The following is a 26,734-nucleotide window of genomic DNA, read 5'->3' as shown; positions in this document are numbered from 1 at the left end:
AATAGCTAAAGGAGGTTTTAGTCAGAAGAAAGTGTAGAAAACAAATTTCAAAAAGAATTGGGAAAGGAGTGTACGTATGTTTTTTAAGAAAAAAGGTTGGGGAAAAAGCCTAACTATTGCGTTAGTTTTCGCGTTCCTATTCCAGTGTGCAGGTATGGTGGTACCTGAGCCAGCCAGTGCGGCAACTACTGAACTCACCATTACCAAGTATGCTGAGGATGGTAAAACTATAATTGACCAGCTTAAAGTTGATTATCACTGGCTGATGGACCCAGACAATATACCAGTACTGGGTGATGGGGAAACCCGTTACTATCATCAGGGCCCGGTCTTTATTGATGAACCTGCTGATGATCCGGAGGAGCTAGAGCGGCTTCGCTGGAACGAGGAAGAAGATAGGAACTGGGATACCAAAGATATGGGGGCGGTGAAGGGTAATAACTTGAAGCACCTCTGCAATTTGGTAGGAGGTATGGCAGATGGTGAAGAGGTAGAAATAAAAGCCTCTGATGGCTTTAAGAAAAGATTCGCCTATAAAAACGTTTACAATTATGATCCGGATCGCGAAGGGCCAATGGTGGTCTGCTGGTATCAGGACGGAAAACATCCAGATAGCGGATACACCGACGGCATGCGCCTGGTCTGGTTTGCCGCAGCTTCATCTAAAGAAGGACCGACTGATGTTGCGGGTTTACCTTCAGGGGATTACCACGTATTTGGCAACTGGGAATGGCATGAGGCTGCAGATTCTCAATACTGGTACTACTACTCCGGTGAATATCCTACCACCACCGGTTTATCAGTACAGAACGTAGCTTTTATAAACATATACAGTAATGAGACAGTACTAACACCTCCAGATCTGACTGCCGATACAGAAAATAACCAAATTGGCCAGGCAGCAGACATCACCTTCACTGATGATGAGGGCTGGAGAACAGGTATTAGCCGTATTACGGTTAATGGAAAACAGTTGACTGAAGGACAGTATTCCATCAGCGAAGCAACTATCAGTATAAATGCAGACGTATTTAATACTCCCGGTGATTATAAGGTAGCAGTCAGTGCCCAGGGGTACAGCATGGCTACCGTAACTCAGTCAATGGATGCAGCACCGATTTTGCTTACGGCTGCTTTTAGTGCCGATAAAACCAGTGGCCCAGCACCCCTTACGGTACAATTCACCGATGAGTCAGCTGGAAACCCCACTTCATGGGCCTGGGATTTTGACAATGATGGCGTAGTAGATAGTACTGAACAGAATCCTTTCTATGAATATACCGCAGTGGGAACATACACGGTCAAACTTACCGTAACCAGTGATCTGGACAGTGATGAGGAAATCAAAGAGGGCTACATCACGGTTACAGATCCAGCGCCCCAGACCTGGTATGTAGATGATTCCGGCGGAGCTGACTTCAGCACAATACAGGATGCTGTCACAGCAGCCAATGCTGGTGATACCATCATCGTAAAAGACGGGACATACACTGAGAACATAACCGTGGATAAGAGCCTGGTCATTGAGTCTGAGAACGGGGCAGCGCAGACTATAGTACAGGCAGCCAATACAAATGCCGATGTATTTAAGGTGACTGCCGCAAACGTCACTATTGAAGGGTTTACGGCTTCCGGAGCAACAGGAACAGACAAATCGGGCATAAAACTTACTTACATTTCAGGTCAGCCCAGCGGATCTTGTACGATAACGAATAATGTTTTTAGTAATAATAATCGAGGAATAACCGTTAACAGTAATAACAATACGGTTAGCAACAACACCTGTAATGTCTGTGGCAGCGACGGTATCTATCTTAGCTATGCAGCCGGTAACACTATAAGCGATAACACTTGTGCAAACAACCAATCAGGGAAAGGTTTGAACCTTTTTGACAGTACTGACAGCAATATTTTTAGTTCCAATACATTAGATTCAAACCAAATGGGTATCAGAATTAAAGCTGCTGATACCAATACTTTCAATAATAATATTATCTCCAACAATACCACCGGTTTGGAACTTGCCACTAAACCAGTTGGCAACATATTCTATCAGAATAACTTTAGGGATAATACAACTCAGTTGTCCGAAGGATTTAATGGCAATACCGAAAACTCCTGGAATTCTTCAACTGAGATAAGCTACACCTACAAGGGTACTCAGTACAGCAGCCAACTCGGCAATTACTGGAGCGATTATACCGGAGCTGATAACGATGGTAACGGTATAGCAGATACTCCATACACCACCATTGCCAGCTATAGTGACAACTATCCCTTGATAGGAGCTTGGCAGGATGGGGTTATCACTCCACCGCCAGTAGCTGTTAGCGGCGTGAGCATAAGCGAAGGTAATCAGGAATTAGAGATTGGTCAGACATTCCAGCTAACTGCAGTTGTGGAGCCTGAGGATGCTACGAATAAGAACGCAACCTGGAGCAGCAGTGATGAAACTGTGGCAACGGTAAGTGAAACCGGCCTGGTGACTGCAGTAGGAGAAGGTACTGCCAGCATTACGGTTACAACCGAAGATGGCAACTTCACCGACAGCATCACTGTCAACTCGATTCCGGCTGGTCCACAGATACAGTTGCAATGCAATTCCGGAATCCCGGGGGCGACCACGTTCATTTCCATCAGCGGCTTTAATGCTGGAGCTGCTGGAGTTATTTGGTTTGACATAAACGATAATGAAGTCTTTGACGATGAAGAACCGTCAGTTGCTGTAAATACTGACGAAGATGGAGCTATTCCCCTGCTCACAAGCCTGACTGTTCCGTCAGTAAGCACGGGAGATTATACGGTGCGGGCAGATATAGGCGGTATTAAAGCTAGCGCCGTATTTACTGTCACCGGAAGTGGCATAATCGTTAGCCCAAAATATGGAAACAGCTTGGAGCAGGGAACAACTCCTAGATATATCACAGTTACCGGAAACGGTTTTCCGGCCAGTACTCCCTACCGGCTTTTTGTAGACCGTAATGGCAACGGGATATACGATGATGGCGGTTACAAGTCTAGTAATACATCAGCTGAGGGTACAATATCAGTAAATAATATGTCTTGGCCATCATCGCCGACAGGTATCTACAACATCCTTCTTGACATTGGTCGCGATGATACTATAGAGGCTTGTGCCAGCATCGGTATTGTTCCAGGTATTAAAATTTCCACTCCCAGAGGTAACCCCGAAACCAATATCGGTATGAATCTGGCAGGTTTTTCAGCCAATGTTGACGGATATGTCTGGTTTGACACTAATGGTAACGAAGTTTGGGATGAAGACGAGAATAAGGCAGCAGTAACAACCACAACTGCTGGGGGAGCCAGTAGCCCCGGCCTGTATGTACCATCGGCACCACCGGGCCTATATCAGGTATTGGCAGATATACCGGCCTGTGGTCTCAAAGCTAATTCAGTAACATATTTGATTGCTGGCCTGGTACTGAATCCTGGCTCGGGGATAGTTGGCAGCAGCATAGATGTTACAGGTTACGGTTTAGTGACTAATCAAACCGGCAAGTATATTTGGTTTGACTCTAACGATGACGGCACTTGGAACGAGGATGAGCCCAGGGCAGATGTAAGCACTGATGCCAGTGGCACTATATCTCCGGTCTCCATTACTGTTCCAGAAGTGCCCGCCGGTACTTATAATGTACGTACGACAGTTGCTCCCAATACCATGTTTGCTGTATTCACTGTAAACACTCCACCATCGATACCCGTTACCGGCGTGAGCATTACGGAAGGCAACCAAGAACTGGAAACTGGCCAGACAGTCCAGCTAACTGCTGTGGTGGAACCTGAGGATGCCACTAACAAGAATGTAAGCTGGAGCAGCATTGATGAAGCTGTGGCTACGGTAAGTGCAACCGGTCTGGTAACCGCAGTAGCAGAAGGTACTACTAGTATTACGGTTACAACCGAAGACGGGAATAAAACCGATTCGATAACTGTAACTGTTGTAGAAGGCTCTGGTGGACCGACAATTGACATCCTCTATGAGGGTACAGTTACATTGAATCCTGAGGAGACCTTCACAGTAACGGTTGGATCTAATCAATATACAATTGATGAGAATACCCCGCTGGGAGCCCTGCAGGCAGCCGCCGAGGCCGGTAGTTTTACCTATGTTTTGTCTGACAAGCGCTGGTCCTATGACAGGGTACTCCTGCTGGACGATGTAGGAGAGTACGAACGCAAATCTCCGGGATACTGGTATGCATATGTAAATGATGTCTACAAAGATGGGTATCAGAATACGCCCGCTGGACTGAATGTCATTGAGCTGGTCGATGGAGACAAGGTTGAGTTTTATTATGCAGCCGATATTTCCGACCCCACCGACCTTAATGCAGTCAAGGCAGCAGCAACTGCAGCTGTTAAGACGGTGGTGTCATTATCCACTATTGATGTTCTTTATGACGGAACCGTAAACCTGGATCCGGAAGAGGCATTCACAGTAACCGCCTACAACTCAGAGACGGAATACACGGTGAATGAGAACACGCCACTGGGTGCGCTGCACAAAGCCGCAATCGCTGGCGGATTCACCTACGCTGTTACCGATAAGAATTATGGCAATTCCGGTGCCCTGCTGCTGGATAATGTAGCCGAATACAATTATGTGAAAAACGGCAGCGCATGGTATGCCTATGTAAACGGCGCTTTAAAAGATGGCTATAACAATCCTGATGATGCTTTAAACCTGATGCAGTTGGCAGATGGTAACAAGGTCGAATTCTATTATGCGGATGTTGAAGATGAGAGCGACTTTAATGCGGTTAAGGCAGCAGCCACAGCAGCGGTGAAAACCACCGTTACTAACGGTGTGGTGCCTACCGACTGGACCCTGCAGCTTTCCGGGGCCAAGGATGAGACCGTTACCAAGGCTTACTTCGAGCAAGGGTTGACCTGTTCTTCATCACACTATGCGACCTGGACTGATGATGAAGGTAACGTCTGGGGAGGCATGCCCCTGTGGCTGTTAGTTGGTATCGTAGATGATGATCCTGATGACGGACATTTTAACTTCAATGATGAACTGGCCGCCGCAGGCTATGAAGTAAAGGTTATAGCAGGCGATGGCTGGTCAACAGTACTTGACAGTGCTGATATCGCTCGCAGCGACGCATATATCGTTGCTAATACGTTAAACGGGGAACCACTGCCCCTTACAATCGGTGACAAGAATAAAGACTGCTGGCCGCTGCATCTGAAAGGTTCAGCTATCTCGGGTGGGCAACAGGTAGGCAATATAGTCCGCATTGAGCTGTCTGGTCTGCCTGAGCCGCCCGCTGGATGGACCCTGGAAATGATTGGGGAAATCGGGGATACCATCACCCAGAAAGAGTTTGAAGAAGGACTGGCATGTACTGGCTCTGGTCACTACCAAGAATGGACCGACATTAATGACAATACATGGTCCGGTGTTCCACTGTGGGTGCTCTTAGGTGCAGTGGATGACATCGAAAGCGGCAATCACTGGACATTTAATGAAACTCGGGCTAAAAACTACACCGTGAAGGTAGTTGATGGAAGTGGAACTTACTTCAAGACTTTTGCTGGTTCGGATGTAGCCAACAGCAATGATTATATCGTGGCTAACAAATGCGATGGTGAGCCACTGACAGGCACTTCAGCACCTCTACGCCTGGTAGGTGACGGTGTTACTAAAGATGATGGTTCCCTTGGTGGCTTGGCAGTCGGCAATATCGCCCGCATTGAGATTCTTGAACTGCAGACCCCGCCGGCAGAGCCCGGTAGTTGGAACCTCACTCTGAAGGGTAAGATCAGTGATGTGATTTCCCAGGCGGAATTCGAAGAAGGGCTTGCCTGCCCGAATTCGGGTCACCTGGTAGAATGGATTGACGGGGATGGAAATGTCTGGTCAGGTATACCCCTGTGGTTACTGGCCGGCTGGGTAGATGACCGTCAGCCTCACAGTTATGACTTTAGCCAGGCTGTAGCCGGTTACAAAGTTCTGGTAAAGGCTTCAGACGGCTATAGTGTTGATTTCGACAGTCTGGATATCAATAGGAGCAGCGACTATATCATTGCGAACAAATGCAATGGTGCCGAGCTTACTGATACCTGGCCGCTGCGCCTGGTAGGTTCTGGTGTTGCCAATGCAGGAGCCCTGACCGGTAAAAGCGTAGGAAAGATAGCCGAAATCGAGCTGACCTCCTTTGAGAGCAGCGGTGCCATCCCTGATCTCCGGATTGTAAAGTATGGAGAGGACGGGACCACCATCATAGCTGAAGAGACCCTCAATTATCTTGACATGATAGAGCAATTCGATGTGATTGGAGACGGAGAAACAGTATACAAATTCCAGGGAGTCACCTTTGACCCGGATGATATGTGGGATGAGAATGAGACCGGTCTGGGTGGTTACAAGATAGCCAATGCGATTAAAGGCACCCGCCTGAGTGATCTCTGCAGCCTTGTCGGTGACATGGGAACCGGCACAGAAATCGTCTTGGTAGCTTCTGATGGCTATGAGACCAGGCTTCCTTATTCATCCATATATCCTGATCCATCAGTATATGCCCGCCAGGGGGATGCTATTTTAGCCTGGTATGCTGACGGTGATTATGTTCCGAACTATAAAGATGGTATGCGCTTGTACTTTACACCAGAAGACAAAGTATATCATCAAATGGATATGCACGAGACTCTTCCGGAAGCATACTGGCATTACTACGAAGATAATAAAATCATGTATCCTTCCTGTGCCGGGTTGTCCGCGAAGTATATTACTACCATCAGAGTATACACCGTACCCCAGGGTGATTGGAAACTGGAGCTGGATGGAACCAAAATTGGTGGTATAAGTAGTGATATCAGCAAAACCTATTTTGAAACAGCTCTTGCCTGCCAGTTCGGTGCCAATCACAAGGCAAGCTACACCGATACTAAAGGACGTAAGTGGGAAGGCATGCCCCTCTGGTTCCTGGTGGGATTTGTTGATGATGCCGACCAGCATTCTAATGAGGCCTTCAATGATGAACTGGCTCAATCAGGGTACCAGGTTGTAATTACGGCTGGTGATGGTGCTACAGTAACTATAGATAGTGCCGACATTATCCGTAATAGTGACTACATTATTGCCAACCTGCTTGATGAATTCCCCATTCCCGAAACTGATGACAAATGGCCGTTGCGCCTGGTGGGTCCTGCGGTGAGCGGGTCAAGTTCAATCGGCAATATTGTAAGTATTGAGTTAGTAAGCGCAGCAACCGGCAACCCGGTCTATACAGTAACCCCTGTCCCTGATTCGACTTATGACATAGGGGAAACCCAGGACGGTATAAAGACTATGACTGTTAATGCTGGAGTTTCCGGGTTCAATTACTTCACGGTCAATATTGAACCGGTATTTGCTCATAGCGGCGATGAGACCGTAGTCTTTACCCATCTAAGGAATGGCAGTCAGTTGCAGATCAACTCTACTGTAGCCGACTTTGACGAGGTTGATACTGCCCAGGCTGGTTTTAATGTGCAAGCCGGGGATGTGATCAAGGTCTATATCGTGGATGAATTGACCAATGCTAAAGACCATAACCCTGTGATTCTGCAATAAGGCTTCAAACGTAGTATTGTTAAGGAGTGAAAAGACGGGGCAAAACCTGGAGGCTATTAGGCTGAAAGGTTTTGCCCGACACTCCCTGTTGGAGATATATGAATAAAGGAGCAGCTGATATGATATCTGAATTAGGCTTCAAAAGTTCAAAAGTGCGTGAAGCTAGCAGGATGAGCTGCCTGATTGTATTTATCTTGACCTTAGTTTGCTTCGGTCTTGCCCCTGCGGTTGCTTGGGCTGAGGAAATAGGTGGACCCGAGCAGATTATTCTGACCTGGTCTGAGGATCCGGCTACGACCCAGACCATAACCTGGCTGACACCGCATAACGATGCCAATAAAGTACAGTATATCGAGGCTGCAGAATATAATGGCGATTTTGCACCTGCCAGCCAAAGCGATGCTGTCCTGGCAACGTTTGCCGGAAGTGATAATTACCGCTGCACAGCTACGCTTACTGGACTTACACCTAATACACTATATACCTATCGGGTAGGACGGGACGAAGCGTGGAGCGAGGTATTATCTTTCAAAACCTCTGCCGCTACGGATGAGTTCTACTTCTTATATCTGGGCGATGTTCAAGAAGGATATGCCGGGTGGAAGAGTATGCTAAGTGAGGTATATAATGAAAACCCCCAGATCAAGTTTGCCTTATTGGGGGGGGATTTGACCAATGATGACAACAATTATACTGAATGGGAAGAATTCCTTAGTGCAGCAACCGGGGTATTTTCCCGAATACCAATGATGCCTGCCAGGGGTAACCACGACGGCGAGCTGTTTTTCGAGTTTTTGGCCCTGCCTGATAATGGGCCTCACGGCTTATTTGGCAATTGTTTTTATTCTTTTGATTATGGTGATGCGCATTTTGCTGTTTTGGATACTAGTAACGTCATCACCGATACTGTCAAACAATGGCTGCAAGAGGATTTGCAAACCACCACTAAGGAGTGGAAGTTTGCAGTCTTTCATCACCCTCCTTACCAAAACTTTGATGATAGCAAAACCATAGATGATGGGCTTCGCGAACACTGGGTGCCTATACTTGAGCAAAATCACGTAGATATGGTTTTTGTAGGCCATCAACATGTCTATATGCGCACTCATCCCATTTACGAGGAAGAAGTAGTCACCGATTCCTATGGGATAGTCTATGTGATGGGGAATTCAGGTTCCAAAACTTATGCTCTCGGTCAAGGCTTCCCCTACATAGCTAAAGAGGAGACCGGCAGCAATTATCAGGTAATTCAACTCAAAGATGATGTTTTGACTTTGACCTCCAGGAAAGCCGATGGTGAACTGATTGAATCCTACGCGCTCAATAAAGGTTCGCTTCCAGGGCTAGATCCCCATTACCAGGTCATTTCAGATGAGACTGATACGGGTTTTATCCCTGGGGTTACTCCAGAAGGGATTTGCACCTTGACTGTAAAAAACGGTGTTTCAGGATTTAAGAAGCTTAAGGTCATGATTACTTCGCTAGTTGCTCACGATGGCGAAGAAACCGTGGTCTTTTCTCATTGGAGAAATGGCAGCCAGCTTCAGATCAACTCGACTAGAGCTGACTTTGATCAACTCGATTATGCTCAGGCTGGTTTCAATGTGGAAACTGGCGATGTGATCAAGATCTATGTTGTGGATGAGTTGACTAATGCGATTGACCATAATCCGGTGATACTGCAGGATTGACGCTTTCTACAATTATTTGGCAAGCCAATAAGACGAGCAACCAGACTAAAAGAAAAAGGAGTGAATGGTCTAAGATGAAACGCAGGATAATAGTATTTTTACAGATTGCCATGCTCTTATTGATGTGTTTCCCTGCCATTGCCTCGGCAGATAGCACCCCTACCATAACGATGTCATTGAGTAAAACTACGGCTTCGGTTGGCGACAGCATCACCGCTTCGGGTACAACTGCCTCAGGTGCCTGGGTTCCACTAAAGGTAGTTGACGAGGCGGGGAATATAGTGGTGTTTGATGCCACCAAGGCCAATATGAACGGTAGTTACAGCATAGCCTTTAAAGTGCCAACCGGCGCTTCCGGTTCGTTAACTGTCGTAGCCGGTGAGGGTGGCGATGTTGTTAATAAAGACCTGGAGGTAAAGACAGGCCCCGGCACCGGCAGCCCGGCGGCGGGGTGGCGGCGGTGGCGGCGGTGGTTCCGCGGGACCGAAACCGGTTACCTCTACAACCGGGTCTGCTATGGTCAATCCAAAAGCCGGCGGGACAATCAGCCTCGGAGATGAGGCCTCGGTGAACATTCCAGCTGGTGCCCTTGCTGGAACCGATGAGATTGAAGTAAGCATTACCAAAGTGACTCCAGCTCCTGCCGCACCTCAGGGCTTCAGGTTACTTGGCAGTGTATATGAGTTCCGGGTGGGCGGCATGGATAGCTACAGCTTCGGGAAGAAAATAACCATTACTTTAAGCTTCGACCCCAGTCAGCTTCAGCCCGGCGAGACTCCGGCCATCTATTATTATGACCAGAACAAACAGGAATGGGTTTACCTTGGCGGCACTGTGAAGGGCAATACCATAACCGTAGAGGTGGATCACTTTACCAAGTTTGCGGTATTTGTACAGACAAAGGCTCAGCCGGGAACCCTGACCGACATTTCCGGCCACTGGGCGGAAAACAATATCCGGGAACTGGTGGCACTGGGGGCTATCGGCGGTTATCCGGATGGGACCTTCAAGCCTGATAACAATATCACCCGGGCTGAATTTGTTACCATCCTGGTAAAGGCAATTGCACTGGAGCCTAAATCCGGCTATACCTTCGCAGATACGAGCCTGCATTGGGCCAAGGATTCGATCTCTACCGCAGCCTCCTATGGGATTGTAAATGGCTATGATGAGAATACCTTCGGGCCAGATGATACTATTACCCGTGAGCAAATGGCGGTCATGATAATGAAAGCTGCCCAATTGACTCCGACATCAGCCGAGCTTACCTTCGTTGACAGCCAGAGCATTTCCAGCTGGGCACAGCAAGCCATGGCTACTGTGGTACAAAACGGGATTATTACTGGATATCCGGATAACAGCGTCCGCCCCCAGGGCAAAGCTACCCGTGCTGAGGCGGTAACGGTTATTGTTAGGGCTCTGTAGGGGATTAATACAGCCCGGTTAGAGAAATGACCGGGCAGAGGCAGGTTTATTGTCAATGCTTTGCAGGAGATTAACAGCTATTATATAAGAAAAAGCGGCCAGGCGGAGTTGGTTTTTATACTGCTCCGCCTGTATACCTGTTTTAATCAGGCTTTCATCAAAACGCATATAGTGGTAAGAAATATTGTTTTATGGGCAGATCAGTTTGTTTTTGCCTGCCTTGGTTCTTTTTATCTTCAAACAGGAGGCAGTCGGCATGGGTAATATTGAATGGCATAAAAGAAGAACCATAACCATTTTGATAATGCTTCTTTTATTTATTTGTACCTCAGGGTTGGGATGTGCTTCTAAAGAGAAAACCCCTTCTGGTCTGCTTGTTATTGAAGGGGATGCGGTTGAAGATAAGGTATCCTTCACATTGGATGAATTGAAATCCATGCCAGATGGCATAGTTGAAGCCGATTATTTCGGGATCAATTCCTACGGGACGAAGGGATATTCCCATTTTAAAGGTATCTGGATAGGATATATCTTAAATGAAAAAGTAGCATTGAAGGCTAATGCCTCCAGGGTCACCATTATCGCCGAGGACGATTATAGGGTTGAATACTCGCTGGAAGAGATTATGAGAGAGGATTATATTGATGAACAAAACCCGGAATCCAGGTTAAAAATTATCCTGGCCTGGGAGGAAAACGGCAGGGAACTGAACTCAGAGATGGGCAGCCCTTTACAGTTGGTGGTTGGGCAGCGTCAGCCAGGTGATGTGAACAAACCGTACTGGGTTCGTTATGTAAAGACTATCCGTATTGATTAGAAGAGTAAAGGCTGCTTTGAGCGGAGGCTTGGTTATGGAAGAGAAAATAAGACGCAGAAAATACTACCTCGGCAACCGGGAGCTGCTGATTATCGCTATACTAAGCGGGATTGGCGGGGTAATGAGCACCTATATCGGTTATCTGGGTAATCTTTTAAACCGCCTTTTCGGGGTTCCTTTTGGTGCGGGTCAGTTTGTATCGGGTTTGCATGTGTTTTGGTTCATTTTAGCGGCAGGACTGATAAGAAAGCCCGGCGCTGCTACTGTCGCCGGTCTGCTCAAGGGAATAATTGAGCTTTTAACCGGCAGCACCCATGGGGTAGCTATCATTCTGGTTTCATTTACGCAGGGCTTGTTGGTGGATGCTGTGCTCCTGGTTTTCAGGCGGCACAATTTGGTGAGTTACGCACTTGCCGGGGGAGTTGCGGCTGCGTCCAATGTATTTGTTTTTCAACTGCTCTACTTTTCCCATGCGCCTATTGCTTATATATTGTTTATAGGCTTGTTGGCCTTTGTTTCTGGCGTCCTTCTGGCGGGAAGTCTGGGGCACAGCGTATTGGAGATAATACTGCAGGCCAGGCCATTTCGCAGCTCTATAGCGGAGGAAGAGATGGCTGCAGCAACCGCAGCCACTGGTACCAGGGCCAAAACCCGGCCATCTGTCAAGATTGCCATAACCGGGGTTTTGATGGCTCTGCTGGCTATGGGAGCGGTTTACTATTATGCGGTCATATATGAGCCTCCCTGGACAGGGCCGCGCTGCCAGGTGGAAGGAGCCGTGGCTAATCCGCTTTCATTTCAACTTTCTTATTTTGAGCAGCACGAAACCACCATTACTGCCGAATTGATCGGGCAGGTAAGCCACATTCCGCCCCAGGAGTATACCGGCATCCCCTTAAAGATCATCATTGCCGAAGCCAGGCCTCTGGATGGGGCTCAAAAGCTCAGAGTGATGGCCAGTGATGGCTATGAAGTGGAATTTGATCTGCCGAAGGTGTTGAATGATGATCAAATGGTGCTGATTAAGGAAAATGATATGCTGCGCCTGATTGCCGGTAATTATGAAGGGGGACATTGGGTAAAGCTGGTTAACCGGATGGTTGTAGAGTAGGTGGTTTGTGGTCTGAAAGGGGTTATTTCGATTTTGGCAGAGCCGGTGGTTGACATTCAGAAACTATCTTTTACTTATAGCGGATCTGCTGCTTTGGCACTGCAAGACATTGATCTGCAGATATACCCGGGCGAGTTTGTAACCATCACCGGCCCCAGCGGTTGTGGCAAATCAACCCTGGCCTTATGCCTGGCCGGTTTTATCCCATACGCCTATCCTGGCAGAATGGAAGGATCGGTTAGTATACAAGGCAGAAATACCAGAGATTATCCGGCCGGTGGTCTTTCTGGAATTGTGGGTCTGGTGCAGCAGGACCCGGAAGCCCAGCTTTGTACCCTTACCGTAAGGGATGAGATAGCCTTCGGACCAGAAAACCTGTGTGTACCAGCTGAGGAGATTCAGGAACGCATCAATTATGCCCTGCAAGCTGTGGGAGCTCTGGAACTTATGGATAGGCCGGTTCATACTCTTTCCGGGGGCGAGAAACAAAGAGTGGCCATTGCTTCTGTGTTGGCCATGAATCCTCTATTGCTTATCCTGGATGAACCGACCGCCAACCTGGACCCTTTCTGTACTGCAGAAGTATTGGAAACTTTAAAACAATTGCGAAAACAGAATATTTCTATTATTGTTATTGAACATCGCCTGGAGAGACTGGTATCCATTACAGACCGGTTATTAATAATGCAGAATGGCAAAATTGTCGGGGAAAGCACTTCGGTTGAGTCACATAGGAAATACCTCCCGATTAAAAATAAGACCGGTTTGCAAGCGGGAAAAACGCCAAAGCTTGTAAAGAAGGACCAGGGTAAACCCCTTTTATCGGTTAAAAACCTCAGAGCCGGTTATGAAGGGCGAGATATTCTGGCGGGAATAAGCTCTGCCGCTTATGCCGGCGAGACTATCGCCATTATGGGCAATAACGGCAGCGGCAAGACTACTCTTTTACTGGTCCTCCTGGGAATTCTTAAAGCACATCAAGGCTCTATCGAGTTTCAGGGCCAGGATATATCTAGGCTAAAGGTTGCCCGGCGTGCCCGGGATATGGGGCTGGCCTTTCAAAACCCCAACCACCAGATTTTTGAAAATACGGTTGCTAAAGAAGCCCAACTGGCTTCACTCAATTTGAGCCAGAATTCTGAGCAGGAGATAGCATCGAGAGTAGATCACTATCTGAAATTTTTTGATTTGTGGCCTTATAAGCAAAATAATCCATTTACCTTGAGCCTGGGGGAAAAGAAGCGGCTTACTCTGGTATCTATCCTGGCTTACAGACCGGGCATATTGCTCCTGGATGAGCCCCTGGTGGGGCAGGACAGCGACCGGCTTGACCTCTTGATGGCTGCCATACAGGAACACCGCGACCGGGGTGGGATAACCCTTATGGTTTGCCATGAACCTGATGTGGTGGCTGCCAATTGCGATAGGGTGCTTTTCCTGGACAAGGGGAAACTGGTCATTGATAGACCGGTAAACGAAGCCTTGGCCTTGCTCGCACAGATGGGGATGGAAGAATATTTGCCATCCAGCCATACATTCCATTCCGTAAGCAAAGAAGGTAACCTGATATGAGTTCTTACCATAATGCCTTCCAAAAACGGACCACATCAATTATCAAAGGATTTTTACCCGGGCTAACCTACGTAGAAAACAGCTCTTGGGTGCATAGACTGCATCCCCTGGTAAAACTGGTCATGCTCTTAAGCTTTAGCTTGACTGTTTTTGGGGTGCCCACCTGGGTGGGAGGATTAATTTTATTCGCCATTATGCTGGTTTTTTACGGTCTGGCTGGCTTAGGCCTGGCTTTTTTCTATCGTAAGCTGCGTTTTATCATGGTCTTCGGATTGTTTATACTTATTATCCAGGTTTTGGTTATCCAAGAAGGCAGATTGCTATGGCAGGCAGATATGGGGCCGCTCAATTTGTCCATCTGGTCAGAAGGCCTCTTTGGGGGCTTGAGTATGATGCTGCGCTTTGTTAATATTATCGGTTCCAGCTATCTGTTTGTGGCTACCACTGACCCCAACCGGCTTACTTATTCGTTGATGCAGGCCGGATTGCCTTACCGTTTCGGGTTCATGCTCATAACCGCATTGCGCTTTATCCCGGTTTTTCATTATGAATTAGAGCAGGTGAAAAATGCCCAGATGGCGAAGGGGATTGAAATGGAGGGATTATCTCCAGGCAAACTAATAAAAGCGGTCAAATATCTTTTGGTACCATTGGTTATAACCGCATTGAGTAAGGTGGACAGTTTAGCTATTTCAATGGAAAGCCGTGGCTTTGGACTTTATCCGCAGAGAAGCTATATGTATTCCCAGAGTCTATCTATTACAGATAAAATAGCCCTGGTCATAGTGCCCTTTGGTTTTATATTGTTTTATCTTGCTATGAGCAATAAGGTGGCCTAATAAATGCTTATCTGAAAACCGTTTACTCTTGGCCGAGATTCTCGGGCATCTTAGTAGAATATAAATTGATTCCACTGCAAAAACAGGTTGTTTAACCCCTATGGGGGTTTTCAATAGTAAAAATTGTCTTGAGCAGATAGCTCAAAAAGTTCTTTTTCAACTGAAGATCGCTAATTTAGACCTCCATTACTATGGTTTTGTGTTCGTTAACCTAAATTTGGGCATAATATCCCTGCTTTTGGCCTTTTCGGCTTCCTTAGCTTGCCCAGAGCCATCCGGGAAAACTGCTTAATATTTCGGGCTATAATTTTGTAAGCAGTGACCAAGTAAGTTTTTAGCACGCCACGTGTGTAAAGGTTATTCAGATCTTCCCCTCTTTTTAGAGCGGAGTTGGTTGCTTCGATTCCAGCACGATAACTGGTGTTTTCACGTCTGACCGCAATATTGTGTATTTGATCTCTAACCCGGTCAGCCTGGATGGTTTTTAAACTAACCCGTAATATCCGGTCTTTCTTCTGGGTCTTTACTGGACATATATCAAAATTCGGGCATCCTTGGCAATCCTCGTGTTTGAAGTGGCAACTGCTAGTCTTGGAACCGGGATTGAAATCGCTTCTAAATGGGATCTTGCCCTGGGGACAACTGATTATTTTCATATCATCATCAAACTTAAAACTGGTTGTGGAAAGTTTATCTGATGGAGCCTTACGTCCGGTCATATCTGTATAGTGTAGGTTAACCTCTAGCTCATCTGCCATTTCTATGACCTCTTGGCCGTAGTAACCTCCATCTAAGTAGATGTCCTTTACATCCGTCCTTTGTTTGATGATGGGTATGCGCTCCTTAGCCATCTCTACATCGCTGATGTTATTGGGTTGTACTGAAAAGTCGGTAATCACCTGAATCGGGTTTTCTTTGCTACTGGTTTCGCTCACGTTTAAAACGTAGCCGCTATGGTTCTTACCCGCTTTGTTACGGAAGGTAGCGTCACTATCATAAGCTGATTGCAGGGAACCGCTTTCAATTTCACTACTGGGCTTGGCGAGCCATATTCCCTTAGATTCATCGAAGGCAGCCTGTTCGCCTAGAAAACGCTTAAGCAGAACCATTTCTCGTTTTGAAGCAAGGTTACGATCCTTATTTGCCAAGTTATCTACCTCTTGCATGAGGTTAAGGACTTTCTGGAACCTGCTTTCCAGTTCCTGATTTCTAGTTCTGTATAGTAAATCAGTTCTGAAGCTATCTCTTAACACTTGTTTGAGATTATCGGAAAGCATGTTAGAAGCAATGCCTCTTACCGCTTGAACCAATACATCCAGGGCTAACGAGAGTCTACCGGCTTTCTTGATATTGGGAGAAATCAAGGTAGAATCCATACGCTGGTCATCGGTTTTTATCCCGGCTTGTTCGATAAAATTCTTGGTTAGGATTTCAAACTGTTGGAAAATCACTTCATCTTGCTCGGGATACTCTAATATGTGCCTATAAACTCTTTCTCTGAATTCGTAAAGGGTACGTTCAGCCAGGTAAACCTCACCCAGGTTTCTTATACCTAGGGCATAATTGACCTGGAAGTTAAAGTAGAACTGCTCGATTAATTCTTGATCAGTATAACCAAACATGTTTTTGATAATCTCTAATGACATCAGTATATTAACTGGAACATTGGGTCTGCCGGTATCAAGACAATACATGGGGGCAAACAGATCTTCGTTGATTTTACAAAAAACATGTTCATAGAAAACTGGTGCCCAGGTTTTGTTTAGTAGTTTGGCTACACTTGGTCTCATGGACTGGTAATGGCTAAAAAGTTCATCTTGATAGTGACTATCGTTTTTACGGAACATACTGCAAAACCACCCTAAAGTTAGTTTATCTTTTATTTGCTTTAAATATCTAACTATTACTTCGATATTCACAGTGGTTTATCCTGCTGTTTTACAATATTTTTGGGGTTTTTGCAGTGGAATCAAATTTGGCTAAACCAACGAAAGTTATTGCGATCAATACAGTAATGGAAGATAGGGATCGTCATCATGGTATTATTTTGCAGCAGGAGTTTATTAAGTAGCTAGTCGCTAGTTTTTATTTTTTATTTAGAGACCCTACTTTTTAGGAAAAGGTGAAATTATGGATATAAAACATGAACAGCATAAAGAAGATAAATGCCACCTAGAAGACTATAGGAAAAACCCCCTGATTAATTTTAGCGACTCAATAAACCGTTCGCAAATTGGGGACTTAAGGCAGCTAACCAGAGGTGGTTGGCGCCACCAAATTATTACCACCACAGTTATAGTAATTGCAATTATTCTTCTGGCTTTAAGTACAGCCGGATGTGGAGCTTCCAAACAGGAATTGTCCGGCGATGCCCGCAATCATGCAGTGAGCGACAGGGCGGCCAGTCAGGAGGCGGCACCTGCCCCTACTGCACCTTCAACGCCTGAAGGAACGGCTCGTAAAATCATTCAAAACGCCAGGCTGGATATGCGGGTGGGGGATGTGCCCCAGGCGGTGGAACAGATAAGCGCATTGTGTACAGACAATGGCGGCTATACGGTCAACAGCCACATTAGCCGGAATGAGGAAAGCTATAGTGCACAATTGTCCGTCAAGGTGCCCCGGGATAAACTGGAGAGCATAATGGATTCCATAGCCAGGCTGGGAGAAGTCCGTGACAGGGTGGTGTCTGCCCAGGATGTAACTGAAGAATACTACGATGCCGAAGCCCGCCTCAAGGTTCTGCGGGCCAAGGAAGACCGCCTGGTTGGCTTGTTAGCCAAAGCCAATACCATTAATGACATTATCAGTATTGAGAACGAACTGGGCAAGACCCGTGGAGAGATCGAGGTATTAGCTGGCCGTCTGCAATATTTGAGCAATGCCACTGAGCTCAGCCTTATCGATATCAGCCTCAGGCAGGCCGTGCCTGGTGCCATAAAAGCCCCGCAGGGAACTCTGGGCAAAGCCGTGCAAGGCCTTATCTCAAGCCTCAACAGTTTGATCGATTTTGCCAGCAATACGGTGATAGCCATATTCGTGATCCTGCCCTGGATCCTGGTTCTAGTGCTGCTTTTATGGTTATCCCGGTATGTTTACAAAAGGCTGCGTCACTCTCGGGAACCGAAGTAGATGTATTGTGTCCACCCATCGGGAAGAAAACCTATGGCATCAACAGTAACGGCTTAATATTGGTAGCTGCAAGATTAGAAATAGGTAGTAATTAGGCGATTGGGGAGAATAACATTTAATACCTTATAATACGGAAATAATTTGGTATCAATTGTAGAAATATGCTTATTGACACCAGGGTGGCACTGTATTATCCTTAATATATAGGAATCATCCATCGCTTATAATTAATTCTAAAATAAATCTAATAACGACATGGTAAAAACGGTGGCTGACAGAGAAACCGGATGGTTGCTTGAAGGAGACCAGTATTTGAGTGCCGATAGATATAAGAAGGCATTTTAAATATTGGTTTTGTTTTTTTGAGCGAATTGAAGGGGCAAGCATTCATATTTAAAATTTATTTAAACATGAATTGAACGGGGGAATTAAATATGTCCGCGAACATCAAACTGGTGCCAGACAAAGGCCAGTCATCCGTCAAGCCTGCCCGGTGTTTGAATGATCAGGAACGCCGCCAACTCCAACACGAATTCAAAATCTATATGGAAAAATACTTCAAAGTAAAGCTCGGCAAAGGTGTCGATAAGACCAAAATAGTTGTCTGGGATGATATGCTCATTATACGCGGCGAAGGTTTTTTAACTGAGCCGGAAAAATACATAGCTGAGACTCCTTCAGGAAAAGAGGTGGTAAGGGCGGCGCGGATGCAGGTTGTAAAGCAGCATGCCATCGACAATGTAGGCTATTTCGAGCAAGTATTGGGGGCTAAGGCCATTCACCATGCCTACGAGGTTGAGCCAGAGAACGACTTCTGGCTGCATGTAATGGTCTTTGAGCGTATTCTGACTGAAAAATCCAGCGTCGATTAAAGATCGCACCCATTAATGAATTGCATCAATTGGTGGTCTACGAGAACCCGAAATTGGGGGCTCAAAGAAAACCGATGTGTTATAGCGCAAATAATGGCGCAGTCTAACCCATCGGGTTTTTGTTTCTATGTGTACGACGATTATCGACATGAAATGACTTCTAAAGGCCGGCCTAAGTCGTCAGTCTGGCAATCGATAATTTAATAGGTCACTGGTGGTCCACGAGAACCCATTTACGGGGGCTCAAAGAATACCGATGTGTTATGGCGCTTACAGCGCACATTTTGACGCATCGGCTTTTTATTTTGTGCGGCGATTGGCAATACAGCCTGCTTAAAGTGCGCATTTTGCCAATTATCACATAGCCTGGACCTTATTGAAACTGATAATTTGGTGGTCTGCGAGAACCCTGAAGTGGGGGGCTCCAAGAAAACCGATGTGTTCCGTTACGAGCGTCAATCAAGCGCATTTTAACCCATCGGTTTCTATTATTTCTGCACTGTATTAGGGGTGGAATAGGCCGAGGGATATAAGTCCCCGGTAAAGAAAAGGGAGGTTTTTTTAATGGCTGATACAATGAAAGCTCTGGTTTATCGTGGTCCTGAAAAGATAGGTCTGGAGGATGTTCCTGTACCTAAAATCATCGAGCCCGATGATGCGATAGTGAAAGTCACTACCTCAACCATCTGTGGCACTGACATCCACATTTGGCACGGTGGAATGCCTGAAGTGGAGCCGGGAAGAATAATTGGTCATGAATTCGTGGGTGAAGTAGTAGAAGTAGGACCGGCGGTCAGAAATGCTAAAGTGGGCGACAAAGTAGCGGTTTCTTGTGTTACTCAGTGCGGCGAATGCTTCTACTGCGTGCGCGGCATTTATTCACACTGCACCACCGGCAGCTGGATATTCGGCTACATGATCGATGGCTGCCAGGCCGAGTATGTACGGGTGCCCCATGCCAACCTGGGTATGTTCGGTATACCCGAGGGGTTGACCGAAGAAGACGTGCTCTTCGTGGGCGACATCCTCTCCACCGGTTATTACGGATCTGAACAGGCCGGTATCGAACCGGGCGAAACAGTTGCGGTTATGGGTTGCGGACCGGTTGGCATGTGTGCCATGACTACTGCCAGACTGTGGGGGCCGGCCCAGGTGGTGGCGGTTGACATCAATCAGGAACGCCTGGATTTTGCCGTCAAGAATGGAATTGCTGATGTGGGACTAAATCCCTTGAATGTAAATGTTGGCGATGCCCTCAGAGAAATGACCGGAGGCCGCGGCGCTGACCGGACCATCGAAGCCAACGGTTTCAAACCTACTTTTGATATGGCCATTGATGCGGTAAGACCAGGTGGGGTTGTATCTCTGATCGGCGTGTTTGAAAAGCCCCAAGAACTGGCCATGAACACCCTGTGGATCAAAAACATCAAAATCAGCATGGGTCTGGTCAATGCCAACCGTATCCCCGAGCTAATCAATCTCATCAAGGCAGGCAAGATCAGCACCAACTTCTTGTGCACCCACCGCGCTCCTTTGAATGATATTGTGAAGGGCTATGATGTCTTTGGTGGCAAGAAAGACGGCTGCCTGAAGTGGATCGTTACTCCATATCAGAAATAAGTTTTATTCAATATTGGATGGTGGGGGCTTCCAAGCTGCGGAGCTTTGCAGCGGTCGGATGGCATTAAAGCCTAAATTTGATATCTGATTTCCCCTTTATCAAAAGAGGATTCATGTTCAAGCCAGAAGGCGCCTTGAAAACCGAGGCGCCTTCTGGCGTGCTATGCTTCTAAAATATCGGCGGCGCAAGCTGTAATTTTATGCTGGCTTATCACATGCATCGCAATTGATCAGGTATTGCTCCAGAGCCATCAGGGTCTTACTATCGTTCTTTAACAGTGATAGATGAGGATTCATTTTGCCGTGAATGTTGCCCGCAGGTAAGGAGTAACCTACATTCACCAAATCCTGTGACATTATTTGGCGATATGATCTGACTTTAGCTTGTATTTGGATAAGAATCTCATAACGAGTTGCAGCTTCAAATCGCAGCCCTCTAATAATTACTACAATTCTGCCGGGAGCGGTAATCTCTATTGGCCTTATATATGATAAGAGATAGCGAAACATTTTGCTTCCCCCCTTTAACAGCACCTATTCTAGGGATTACCGGGGCGGTTCTTGATTAACTCGGCGATGTAAGGCAGATTGCGGTATTTCTCGTGATAATCCAGGCCGTAACCAATCAGGAAAGTGTCCGGCATTTCAAAACAGCGGTAGTCAATATTTATAGGCAATAGCCTCCTGGCAGGATTGTCTAATAATGTGCAGATCTTCAAACTGGCCGGTCGCGAGGCTTCCAGGTGCTGGCAGATATAGCCCAGAGTCAAACCGGTGCCGATTACGTCTTCAGCCAGCAGCACATCTCGTTCTTCGATTATTACATCCAAATCTTTGGTGAAACGGACTGCCCCGGCCTTGTGGTTGGGCTCTGCGGACACTCCGATAGATAGGAAATCGACTTCCAGAGGCAAATCTATGCTGCGGGTCAGGTCAGCCATGAAATAAAGTGAGCCTTTCAGTACGCTCACTACCACCAGATCGCGGCCCTTATAATCTCGAGTTATCTGCTCACCGATTTCAGCTACCCGCTTCTGGATCTGCTCTGCCGTAAAGATGATTTTACCGATACCGGACGTGGTCATTATTATTATTCCTCCCGCAGCCCGAATCTTCTGGCCAGGCTGTAAAAGTCATTTTTAAATACTATGTTGATATTAGTTCCCGGATACAACTTCTTTAACAACTGTACCTTCTTCTTTTTTTCGGAAACATATTTTTGCTCCATGGTGGTCAGTTCGATATAGGTATCGAAGCGAGGCAGATAGAAATCCGGGGAGAAGGCCTGGGTGATGTTACCCTCGGCGTCCCACTTGATGGGGAAGGTCGTTGGTTCGTACTGCCACTCGATGCCGTGCATATCCAATATGGTGGCAAACTCCTCTTCGGAAGGGTGCTTGAAAACCACCGGGCGCTGAATCTGTTCCGTATCCGGCTGAGGTGAAGTATCCATAACGCCGGGGCGGTTGTATGCCATGTATGCCAACAGGGAGACGGCCTCTTCAACGTTTAAAAAACCGGTATTCAAGACCAGATGATATAATGCCGGGTCGGACCATTCGCGGTTGTACAGTGTTGATATATAGCGGCGGTGTTTGCGGTCAGTCAGTTCCAGAAACCGCTCAGCGTCCTTCTCCTCCAGGCTGTGGGTCTGCATCACCCGCTGTATCCTGACTTCCAGGGGAGCCGTGATTTTAACATGCAATGCACCTGGGTGATGAGCGAATATGATTTGTGAACCTAAACCTACGATGATGGCGGAATGCTCACTGGTGTATTGGCGAATTCTATTCTCCAGGAGAGCGGCGAAACTAATTCCCAGGGAGGAAGTGGTTTGGAAAAAAGCGGGGCTTTCCGTGAGCATATGCAGTTCATGTTTGCTGGCTACTTCGCTAAACCACTGGTCAAGTACCATGCCCCGCGTGATAATCGGTAAATCAATCTTTTTGGCCAACGCTTCAGTTATTTCTTCACCCAGGCTTCCCGTCTGTCTAGAGATAGTAATTAACAAATCTATCACCTCATGCTGCTTGTCATCGGCAGTAAAATAACCCCGAATTACCCGTATTATACCACTAACCGGCCATACCAGCTAACCATGCATTTGAGGTCAATGCACCGGTCATGGCAGGATCGCGATGCCCATAATAAGAACAGATAACCAAGTCATGGTGAGCATTTCGGCTTTTTGGCGGTGGATTCCAGGCTGAGCAGCGTGATTAGTTTTGTTATGATTATGTTAAGCGAATGTTAAAAAACAATTAACAGTGAGATACAGCGAGCAGCGGGGGGAAAAACAGGCAATTTGGCTGTACAGGGGCATATACGGCTCAAAATGGTACTGGATTAGTATCAGGGGGCAATGTATTATATAAGTAAGCTCCAAGGAATTCCTAAGATGGAATCCTAACAGAGCCGGAAAATGGAAACAGGACACGAAATCGGAATACAGGTGCCAGTGGATCAAAAGGGGTTCACTATACCCGGGAAGAAAGCCAGAAAGTAGTGTGCAGCAGGTCTGACGACATCGAAGTGATTACTAAAAGGTCCGGTCCGAGAGGGTTTGGATGGTAAGAGCGGAAGTGAAGTAAAGCTGGTGTAGACGATGAGTAGGGAAGGACGGAACGGATGAAGGACTTGTAGGAAGAGGGAGTGGGAAACGGGAGTTGGAAGGTGAAGCTAGGAGGAAATTGATAAAGGTTCGTTGGAGCTTCCTTATTATAGAGCCGGGGGTTTATCCCCCGGCTTTCTGCTTACTGGGACGCTGTTTCTATAACAGCGATCAAGCTGACCATATGTGTTTAACTCGGTTTTCCTGCGGGGCCGTGGTGGTGGTGACACCCGCAGCCACTTCTGCAGACATGGCCTTTGGGTTTGATGCCGGCGGCGTCCAACTGTTGGGTGAGTTGGCTGCGCACCGAGTCCAGGTAGATGCGGTACAGCTTCTGCTGTTCCACCTGCTCTTCCGGTGTCAGTCCTTCAGTTTTCTTTTTGCGAGCCAATTCATTTATGCGCTGTACTAATTCATCAGTGATCATGCCTTGCTCCTTACATTTGATTCTGACCTTTGTTATCCATATTAACGATTTTGTTTCTGAAAATCTATGGTTTTATAGTGCATTATATATTAAAATCAGCGTGAATAGAGAAGTAGAGATTTTAATTTCTTGTGGGGGGTAACCGTATGAAAAGGATGCTGCTATTCCTGGTTATAATAGCTATAGCTTTCAATCTGGTGGGATGCGCAGATAAACCATCGGCCGGGCCGGAACAGAAGGTGATCAATTTCGGGGTCATGCCTGATGTGGAATCGATACCTTTTATGATCGCGGAGAAAAACGGTTATTTTGAAAAACAGGGTGTCCAGGTCAATGTCATCCATTTCAAGAGTGCACAGGACCGGGACAGCGCCATGCAGAGCGGACAATTGGATGGTATGGTGACCGACGTCCTGGCGGTGGTATTCGCTAATGAAGGCGGCTTCAAACAGAAAATCGTAGCGCGCAACGATGGCAATATACAGATTCTGGCAGGAAGGGACTCCGGCATCAATTCGATACCGGAGCTTGAGGGCAGGACAGTGGGCCTTTCTACCAACACCATTATGGAGTACCTGGTGGACCAGATGCTGACCGCTAGCCAGGTAGAGCCCAGCGCCATCGATAAAGTAGCCATCCCCCCGTTGCCTACCAGGCTGGAAATGCTGCAAGGTGGAAAAATCGATGCCTGCATCCTGCCCGAACCGTTAGCGGGTGTGGCCATCAGCGACGGGGCCAAAGTATTGGCTAGCACTGATGAAATGGGCAACAAGCCCGGGGTAGTAGCATTCACTGAGAAATGCCTCCAGGAAAACCCTGAGGCGGTCAAGGCCATATTCCGTGCCTACAATGACAGTGTGGCCTACCTGCAGAACGAACCGCAGCAGAATTATGTGGACTTTGTGATACAGTCCCAGGGATTCCCGGCAGCTATCAGGGACTCGCTGGTCCTGCCCAAGTATACCGCTGCTACCGGGCCGGACGAGCAGGTTGTTGATCAGGTGGTACAGTGGATGAAGGCCAAAAACCTTGTTAAGGGCAGCCACCAGTATAACGATCTGGTGGATGATTCGGTATTGAGGTAAGCATCGGTGATAAAGATAAAGGATTTGTCGGTCTACTATAAGTGGCAAAACCAGGACATCACTGCCCTGGAAAACCTCAACATCGATATCGAAAGTGGAGAGATCTACACCTTCATAGGTCCCTCGGGCTGCGGCAAATCTACGCTGTTGTATGTTTTATCAGGCATCAATAAGGAATATGGCGGGGAGGTCTCTATAGACGGGCGGGCCATCGACCCCAAGACGCAGCGCATCGGGCTGATCCTGCAGAACTATGGACTGGTTCCCTGGAAGACAGTATACCAGAATGCTATGCTCGGCCTGAAGATCAAAAAAGACCGTTATGGGCTGGATGATTACAGCAGCTATATCTTTGAGCAGTTGGGCATAAACGATTTACTCAAACGCTATCCCAAGGAGCTGAGCGGCGGGCAGCAGCAGCGTGTGGCCATAGCCCGGGCATTTGTGATGCGACCCGACCTGCTCCTTATGGATGAGCCTTTTTCCGCCCTGGATGCCATAACCCGTGAAGAGATTCAGGAGCTTTTCTTGAACATATGGAAAGAGCATAAAGTTACCACGGTTTTTATTACCCACAGCGTTGATGAAGCCCTTTACCTGGGCAGCAAAATAGTTGTTCTGTCGTCGGCCCCGGGCAGAGTCTTAGAGAACATTGAAAATCCTTGTTTCATGATGGAAGATCTGCGTTCAAAGGATGAATACCATCTCATGGCCAGCCACCTCAGAGAAAGGCTTTCCGCACCGCAAAATGCTCATCATCTGGATAGGCCTACAAAATAACTTCAAATCGCTTGGATAATAGGAAAATCAACAGCCCGGCCACAAACCCGATGGCGGGGTTTATAGCTATGCTCAAAACCACCACGGAAGCGAATATGAACATCTCATTATGGTCTTCAGTCTTGATGGGCTTAATGAGGTCCAGCCCACTGTAGAACAACATCCCTCCCAGAACCGCCTGGGGGATGATCTGCAGCAACTGCAGTCCCGACGAGCCCAGAAACAAACCTATGAAAAGCAGTGCCAAACCAATAAAGACCAACGCATATCCACTCCTCGCCCCGAAGCGGTAGTGAGCCGCCAAACCGCCGCTGCCGTGGCATATGGGGATCATCCCCAGCGGGGCGCCGATGAGATTACCTATCCCCAGGGTCAGGCAGAGGTTATTGTAGGTGACCCGCTGGGAGGAATCCGGGAAGAGCTGGCTGGCCAAATATGCGATTACCAGGACGGAATTTGTCAAGGTCAACGGCAGCTGCGGGAGGGCACCTTGCCAGAAGCCCTGGTTGAAATCAGCCCACGCCGGCCAGATCGGTTGGGGCAGGTTGAATTGCCAGATCAATACGGGTAGATCGATCTCTGGATGCAAATACAGGGACAGCGCGGTCCCTCCGACCAAGGCCACAATGGAAGCCGGCAGATAGCGGTTGTTCATCAAGAGCAGCATCACCAGCAGAATGGGTATACCCAGTGTCCAGTCGGTGCCGGTCATCTTAATTCCCAGCATTGCCAGGCTGATGCCTAGTCCGGTTTGTATGCCCATGGTAACCGCCACCGGGGTGATCCGGGCAATCTTTTCGATCAACCCGGTCACGGCTATGAACAGCAAGAAGGCGCCGATAAGGAGCCCTGAGGCCGCCACTTGGGCGGCCGTGAAATGGTGCACGATGATGGCCGCCCCGATGACTTTCATGGGCTGGACCGGCACCGGGAGGCGATAATAGCAGGCAGTGAAGAGGTACATTAGGCCGACCATGACCAGGACGCTGGTGATGTCCAAGCTGGCTACAGTGATGGCCCCGATCACGTAGGGCAGAAAAGTGCCCAGGTCTCCAATCGAACCCGATAAATCGCCGCTAAGATTCTTGGCTTTAGGCAACAACATTACAATGCTCCGTTTACAATATATCCGGCCTATGAGAGCCGGCAGTACCTTATCGATTA

At 47.4% G+C, this 26,734-nt stretch carries 20 protein-coding genes; 13 read left to right on the top strand and 7 right to left on the bottom strand.

The features are described from left to right. Positions 1 to 76 precede the first annotated feature (76 nt). The 4 genes from AC15IQ_RS11660 (at position 77) to AC15IQ_RS11645 (ending at position 10,704) form a co-directional block, all read left to right on the top strand. Positions 77 to 7,588 carry an Ig-like domain-containing protein gene (locus tag AC15IQ_RS11660; RefSeq protein WP_483179326.1) on the top strand — a complete coding sequence of 2,504 codons (7,512 nt, stop codon included), beginning with the start codon at positions 77 to 79 and terminating at the stop codon, positions 7,586 to 7,588. 119 nt (positions 7,589 to 7,707) lie between these two features. Further along, positions 7,708 to 9,279 (top strand): purple acid phosphatase family protein, encoded by a 1,572-nt coding sequence (locus AC15IQ_RS11655; protein ID WP_483179325.1) that lies wholly within the window; start codon positions 7,708 to 7,710, stop codon positions 9,277 to 9,279. Between the two features lie 74 nt (positions 9,280 to 9,353). After that, positions 9,354 to 9,839 (top strand): hypothetical protein, encoded by a 486-nt coding sequence (locus AC15IQ_RS11650; protein ID WP_483179324.1) that lies wholly within the window; start codon positions 9,354 to 9,356, stop codon positions 9,837 to 9,839. Next, positions 9,796 to 10,704 (top strand): S-layer homology domain-containing protein, encoded by a 909-nt coding sequence (locus AC15IQ_RS11645; protein WP_483179323.1) that lies wholly within the window; start codon positions 9,796 to 9,798, stop codon positions 10,702 to 10,704. The genes AC15IQ_RS11650 and AC15IQ_RS11645 overlap by 44 nt, the downstream gene beginning before the upstream one ends. A gap of 18 nt (positions 10,705 to 10,722) precedes the next feature. On the opposite strand, the gene AC15IQ_RS11640 is transcribed toward AC15IQ_RS11645, so the two are convergent. Further along, positions 10,723 to 10,872 (bottom strand): hypothetical protein, encoded by a 150-nt coding sequence (locus AC15IQ_RS11640; protein WP_483179322.1) that lies wholly within the window; start codon positions 10,870 to 10,872, stop codon positions 10,723 to 10,725. A gap of 88 nt (positions 10,873 to 10,960) precedes the next feature. Here AC15IQ_RS11640 and AC15IQ_RS11635 point away from each other — a divergent pair, with 88 nt between their 5' ends. The 4 genes from AC15IQ_RS11635 to AC15IQ_RS11620 are packed head-to-tail and all read left to right on the top strand — an operon-like array spanning position 10,961 to position 15,043. Then, positions 10,961 to 11,521, top strand: coding sequence for a molybdopterin-dependent oxidoreductase (locus tag AC15IQ_RS11635; protein ID WP_483179321.1), 561 nt, complete (start codon positions 10,961 to 10,963; stop codon positions 11,519 to 11,521). Positions 11,522 to 11,555: 34 nt separating this feature from the next. Beyond that, the gene (locus AC15IQ_RS11630) at positions 11,556 to 12,632 is read left to right on the top strand and encodes an ECF transporter S component (protein ID WP_483179320.1); all 1,077 of its coding nucleotides are present in this window, start codon (positions 11,556 to 11,558) and stop codon (positions 12,630 to 12,632) included. A gap of 33 nt (positions 12,633 to 12,665) precedes the next feature. Further along, positions 12,666 to 14,204: an ABC transporter ATP-binding protein gene (locus AC15IQ_RS11625; RefSeq protein ID WP_483179319.1), complete on the top strand. Its 1,539-nt coding sequence runs from the start codon at positions 12,666 to 12,668 to the stop codon at positions 14,202 to 14,204. Beyond that, complete coding sequence (locus tag AC15IQ_RS11620; RefSeq protein WP_483179318.1) at positions 14,201 to 15,043, top strand: energy-coupling factor transporter transmembrane component T family protein; 843 nt, start codon at positions 14,201 to 14,203, stop codon at positions 15,041 to 15,043. The genes AC15IQ_RS11625 and AC15IQ_RS11620 overlap by 4 nt, the downstream gene beginning before the upstream one ends. Before the next feature lie 206 nt (positions 15,044 to 15,249). On the opposite strand, the gene AC15IQ_RS11615 is transcribed toward AC15IQ_RS11620, so the two are convergent. Beyond that, positions 15,250 to 16,890, bottom strand: a complete 1,641-nt coding sequence (locus tag AC15IQ_RS11615; protein WP_483179010.1) for a transposase — start codon at positions 16,888 to 16,890, stop codon at positions 15,250 to 15,252. 283 nt (positions 16,891 to 17,173) lie between these two features. Between AC15IQ_RS11615 and AC15IQ_RS11610 the strand changes: the two genes are divergently transcribed. The 3 genes from AC15IQ_RS11610 to AC15IQ_RS11600 all read left to right on the top strand — a co-directional run bounded on the left by AC15IQ_RS11610 (position 17,174) and on the right by AC15IQ_RS11600 (position 20,667). Beyond that, complete coding sequence (locus AC15IQ_RS11610; RefSeq protein WP_483179317.1) at positions 17,174 to 18,175, top strand: DUF4349 domain-containing protein; 1,002 nt, start codon at positions 17,174 to 17,176, stop codon at positions 18,173 to 18,175. Between the two features lie 434 nt (positions 18,176 to 18,609). After that, positions 18,610 to 19,047 (top strand): Na-translocating system protein MpsC family protein, encoded by a 438-nt coding sequence (locus AC15IQ_RS11605; protein WP_483179316.1) that lies wholly within the window; start codon positions 18,610 to 18,612, stop codon positions 19,045 to 19,047. 564 nt (positions 19,048 to 19,611) lie between these two features. Further along, a complete protein-coding gene (locus AC15IQ_RS11600; protein ID WP_483179315.1) occupies positions 19,612 to 20,667 on the top strand; it encodes an alcohol dehydrogenase in 1,056 nt (351 codons plus the stop codon). A gap of 198 nt (positions 20,668 to 20,865) precedes the next feature. On the opposite strand, the gene AC15IQ_RS11595 is transcribed toward AC15IQ_RS11600, so the two are convergent. The 4 genes from AC15IQ_RS11595 to AC15IQ_RS11580 form a co-directional block, all read right to left on the bottom strand. Then, positions 20,866 to 21,177 carry a hypothetical protein gene (locus AC15IQ_RS11595; protein ID WP_483179314.1) on the bottom strand — a complete coding sequence of 104 codons (312 nt, stop codon included), beginning with the start codon at positions 21,175 to 21,177 and terminating at the stop codon, positions 20,866 to 20,868. A gap of 29 nt (positions 21,178 to 21,206) precedes the next feature. Continuing rightward, positions 21,207 to 21,752, bottom strand: coding sequence for a hypoxanthine phosphoribosyltransferase (gene hpt, locus AC15IQ_RS11590; protein WP_483179313.1), 546 nt, complete (start codon positions 21,750 to 21,752; stop codon positions 21,207 to 21,209). 5 nt (positions 21,753 to 21,757) lie between these two features. Further along, complete coding sequence (locus AC15IQ_RS11585) at positions 21,758 to 22,687, bottom strand: cytidylate kinase family protein (protein WP_483179312.1); 930 nt, start codon at positions 22,685 to 22,687, stop codon at positions 21,758 to 21,760. A 781-nt stretch (positions 22,688 to 23,468) separates the two neighbouring features. Beyond that, positions 23,469 to 23,705, bottom strand: coding sequence for a DUF896 domain-containing protein (locus AC15IQ_RS11580; protein ID WP_483179311.1), 237 nt, complete (start codon positions 23,703 to 23,705; stop codon positions 23,469 to 23,471). A gap of 146 nt (positions 23,706 to 23,851) precedes the next feature. Between AC15IQ_RS11580 and AC15IQ_RS11575 the strand changes: the two genes are divergently transcribed. Both AC15IQ_RS11575 and AC15IQ_RS11570 read left to right on the top strand, forming a co-directional pair. Further along, entirely contained in the window at positions 23,852 to 24,790 is a 939-nt protein-coding gene (locus tag AC15IQ_RS11575) for an ABC transporter substrate-binding protein (RefSeq protein ID WP_483179310.1), read from the top strand. A gap of 6 nt (positions 24,791 to 24,796) precedes the next feature. Continuing rightward, complete coding sequence (locus AC15IQ_RS11570; protein WP_483179309.1) at positions 24,797 to 25,570, top strand: ABC transporter ATP-binding protein; 774 nt, start codon at positions 24,797 to 24,799, stop codon at positions 25,568 to 25,570. Here the strand turns inward: AC15IQ_RS11570 and AC15IQ_RS11565 are convergent. Next, on the bottom strand, positions 25,560 to 26,675 hold the full coding sequence (locus AC15IQ_RS11565) for a putative sulfate/molybdate transporter (protein WP_483179308.1): 1,116 nt from the start codon (positions 26,673 to 26,675) through the stop codon (positions 25,560 to 25,562). The two genes, AC15IQ_RS11570 and AC15IQ_RS11565, sit on opposite strands and share 11 nt — an antisense overlap. Positions 26,676 to 26,734: the final 59 nt, after the last annotated feature.

Origin of the sequence: Syntrophomonas sp. DTU019 (genome assembly GCA_913757435.1) — a bacterium.
In the GTDB taxonomy this organism is placed as follows: domain Bacteria; phylum Bacillota; class Syntrophomonadia; order Syntrophomonadales; family Syntrophomonadaceae; genus DTU019.
The sequence above is the reverse complement of the archived record's forward strand: the minus strand, read 5'-3'. Positions and strand labels throughout refer to the sequence as shown.

Excerpts from the sequence above, each read along its gene's own strand:
- AC15IQ_RS11655 (WP_483179325.1), top strand. The coding sequence starts at position 7,708 with ATGATATCTGAATTAGGCTTCAAAAGTTCAAAAGTGCGTGAAGCTAGC.
- AC15IQ_RS11645 (WP_483179323.1), top strand. The coding sequence starts at position 9,796 with ATGGTCAATCCAAAAGCCGGCGGGACAATCAGCCTCGGAGATGAGGCC.
- AC15IQ_RS11600 (WP_483179315.1), top strand. The coding sequence starts at position 19,612 with ATGGCTGATACAATGAAAGCTCTGGTTTATCGTGGTCCTGAAAAGATA.
- hpt (WP_483179313.1), bottom strand. The coding sequence starts at position 21,752 with ATGACCACGTCCGGTATCGGTAAAATCATCTTTACGGCAGAGCAGATC.
- AC15IQ_RS11605 (WP_483179316.1), top strand. The coding sequence starts at position 18,610 with ATGTCCGCGAACATCAAACTGGTGCCAGACAAAGGCCAGTCATCCGTC.
- AC15IQ_RS11575 (WP_483179310.1), top strand. The coding sequence starts at position 23,852 with ATGAAAAGGATGCTGCTATTCCTGGTTATAATAGCTATAGCTTTCAAT.
- AC15IQ_RS11580 (WP_483179311.1), bottom strand. The coding sequence starts at position 23,705 with ATGATCACTGATGAATTAGTACAGCGCATAAATGAATTGGCTCGCAAA.
- AC15IQ_RS11635 (WP_483179321.1), top strand. The coding sequence starts at position 10,961 with ATGGGTAATATTGAATGGCATAAAAGAAGAACCATAACCATTTTGATA.
- AC15IQ_RS11595 (WP_483179314.1), bottom strand. The coding sequence starts at position 21,177 with ATGTTTCGCTATCTCTTATCATATATAAGGCCAATAGAGATTACCGCT.
- AC15IQ_RS11640 (WP_483179322.1), bottom strand. The coding sequence starts at position 10,872 with ATGCGTTTTGATGAAAGCCTGATTAAAACAGGTATACAGGCGGAGCAG.
- AC15IQ_RS11610 (WP_483179317.1), top strand. The coding sequence starts at position 17,174 with ATGGATATAAAACATGAACAGCATAAAGAAGATAAATGCCACCTAGAA.
- AC15IQ_RS11615 (WP_483179010.1), bottom strand. The coding sequence starts at position 16,890 with ATGTTCCGTAAAAACGATAGTCACTATCAAGATGAACTTTTTAGCCAT.
- AC15IQ_RS11620 (WP_483179318.1), top strand. The coding sequence starts at position 14,201 with ATGAGTTCTTACCATAATGCCTTCCAAAAACGGACCACATCAATTATC.
- AC15IQ_RS11650 (WP_483179324.1), top strand. The coding sequence starts at position 9,354 with ATGAAACGCAGGATAATAGTATTTTTACAGATTGCCATGCTCTTATTG.
- AC15IQ_RS11565 (WP_483179308.1), bottom strand. The coding sequence starts at position 26,675 with ATGTTGTTGCCTAAAGCCAAGAATCTTAGCGGCGATTTATCGGGTTCG.
- AC15IQ_RS11660 (WP_483179326.1), top strand. The coding sequence starts at position 77 with ATGTTTTTTAAGAAAAAAGGTTGGGGAAAAAGCCTAACTATTGCGTTA.
- AC15IQ_RS11630 (WP_483179320.1), top strand. The coding sequence starts at position 11,556 with ATGGAAGAGAAAATAAGACGCAGAAAATACTACCTCGGCAACCGGGAG.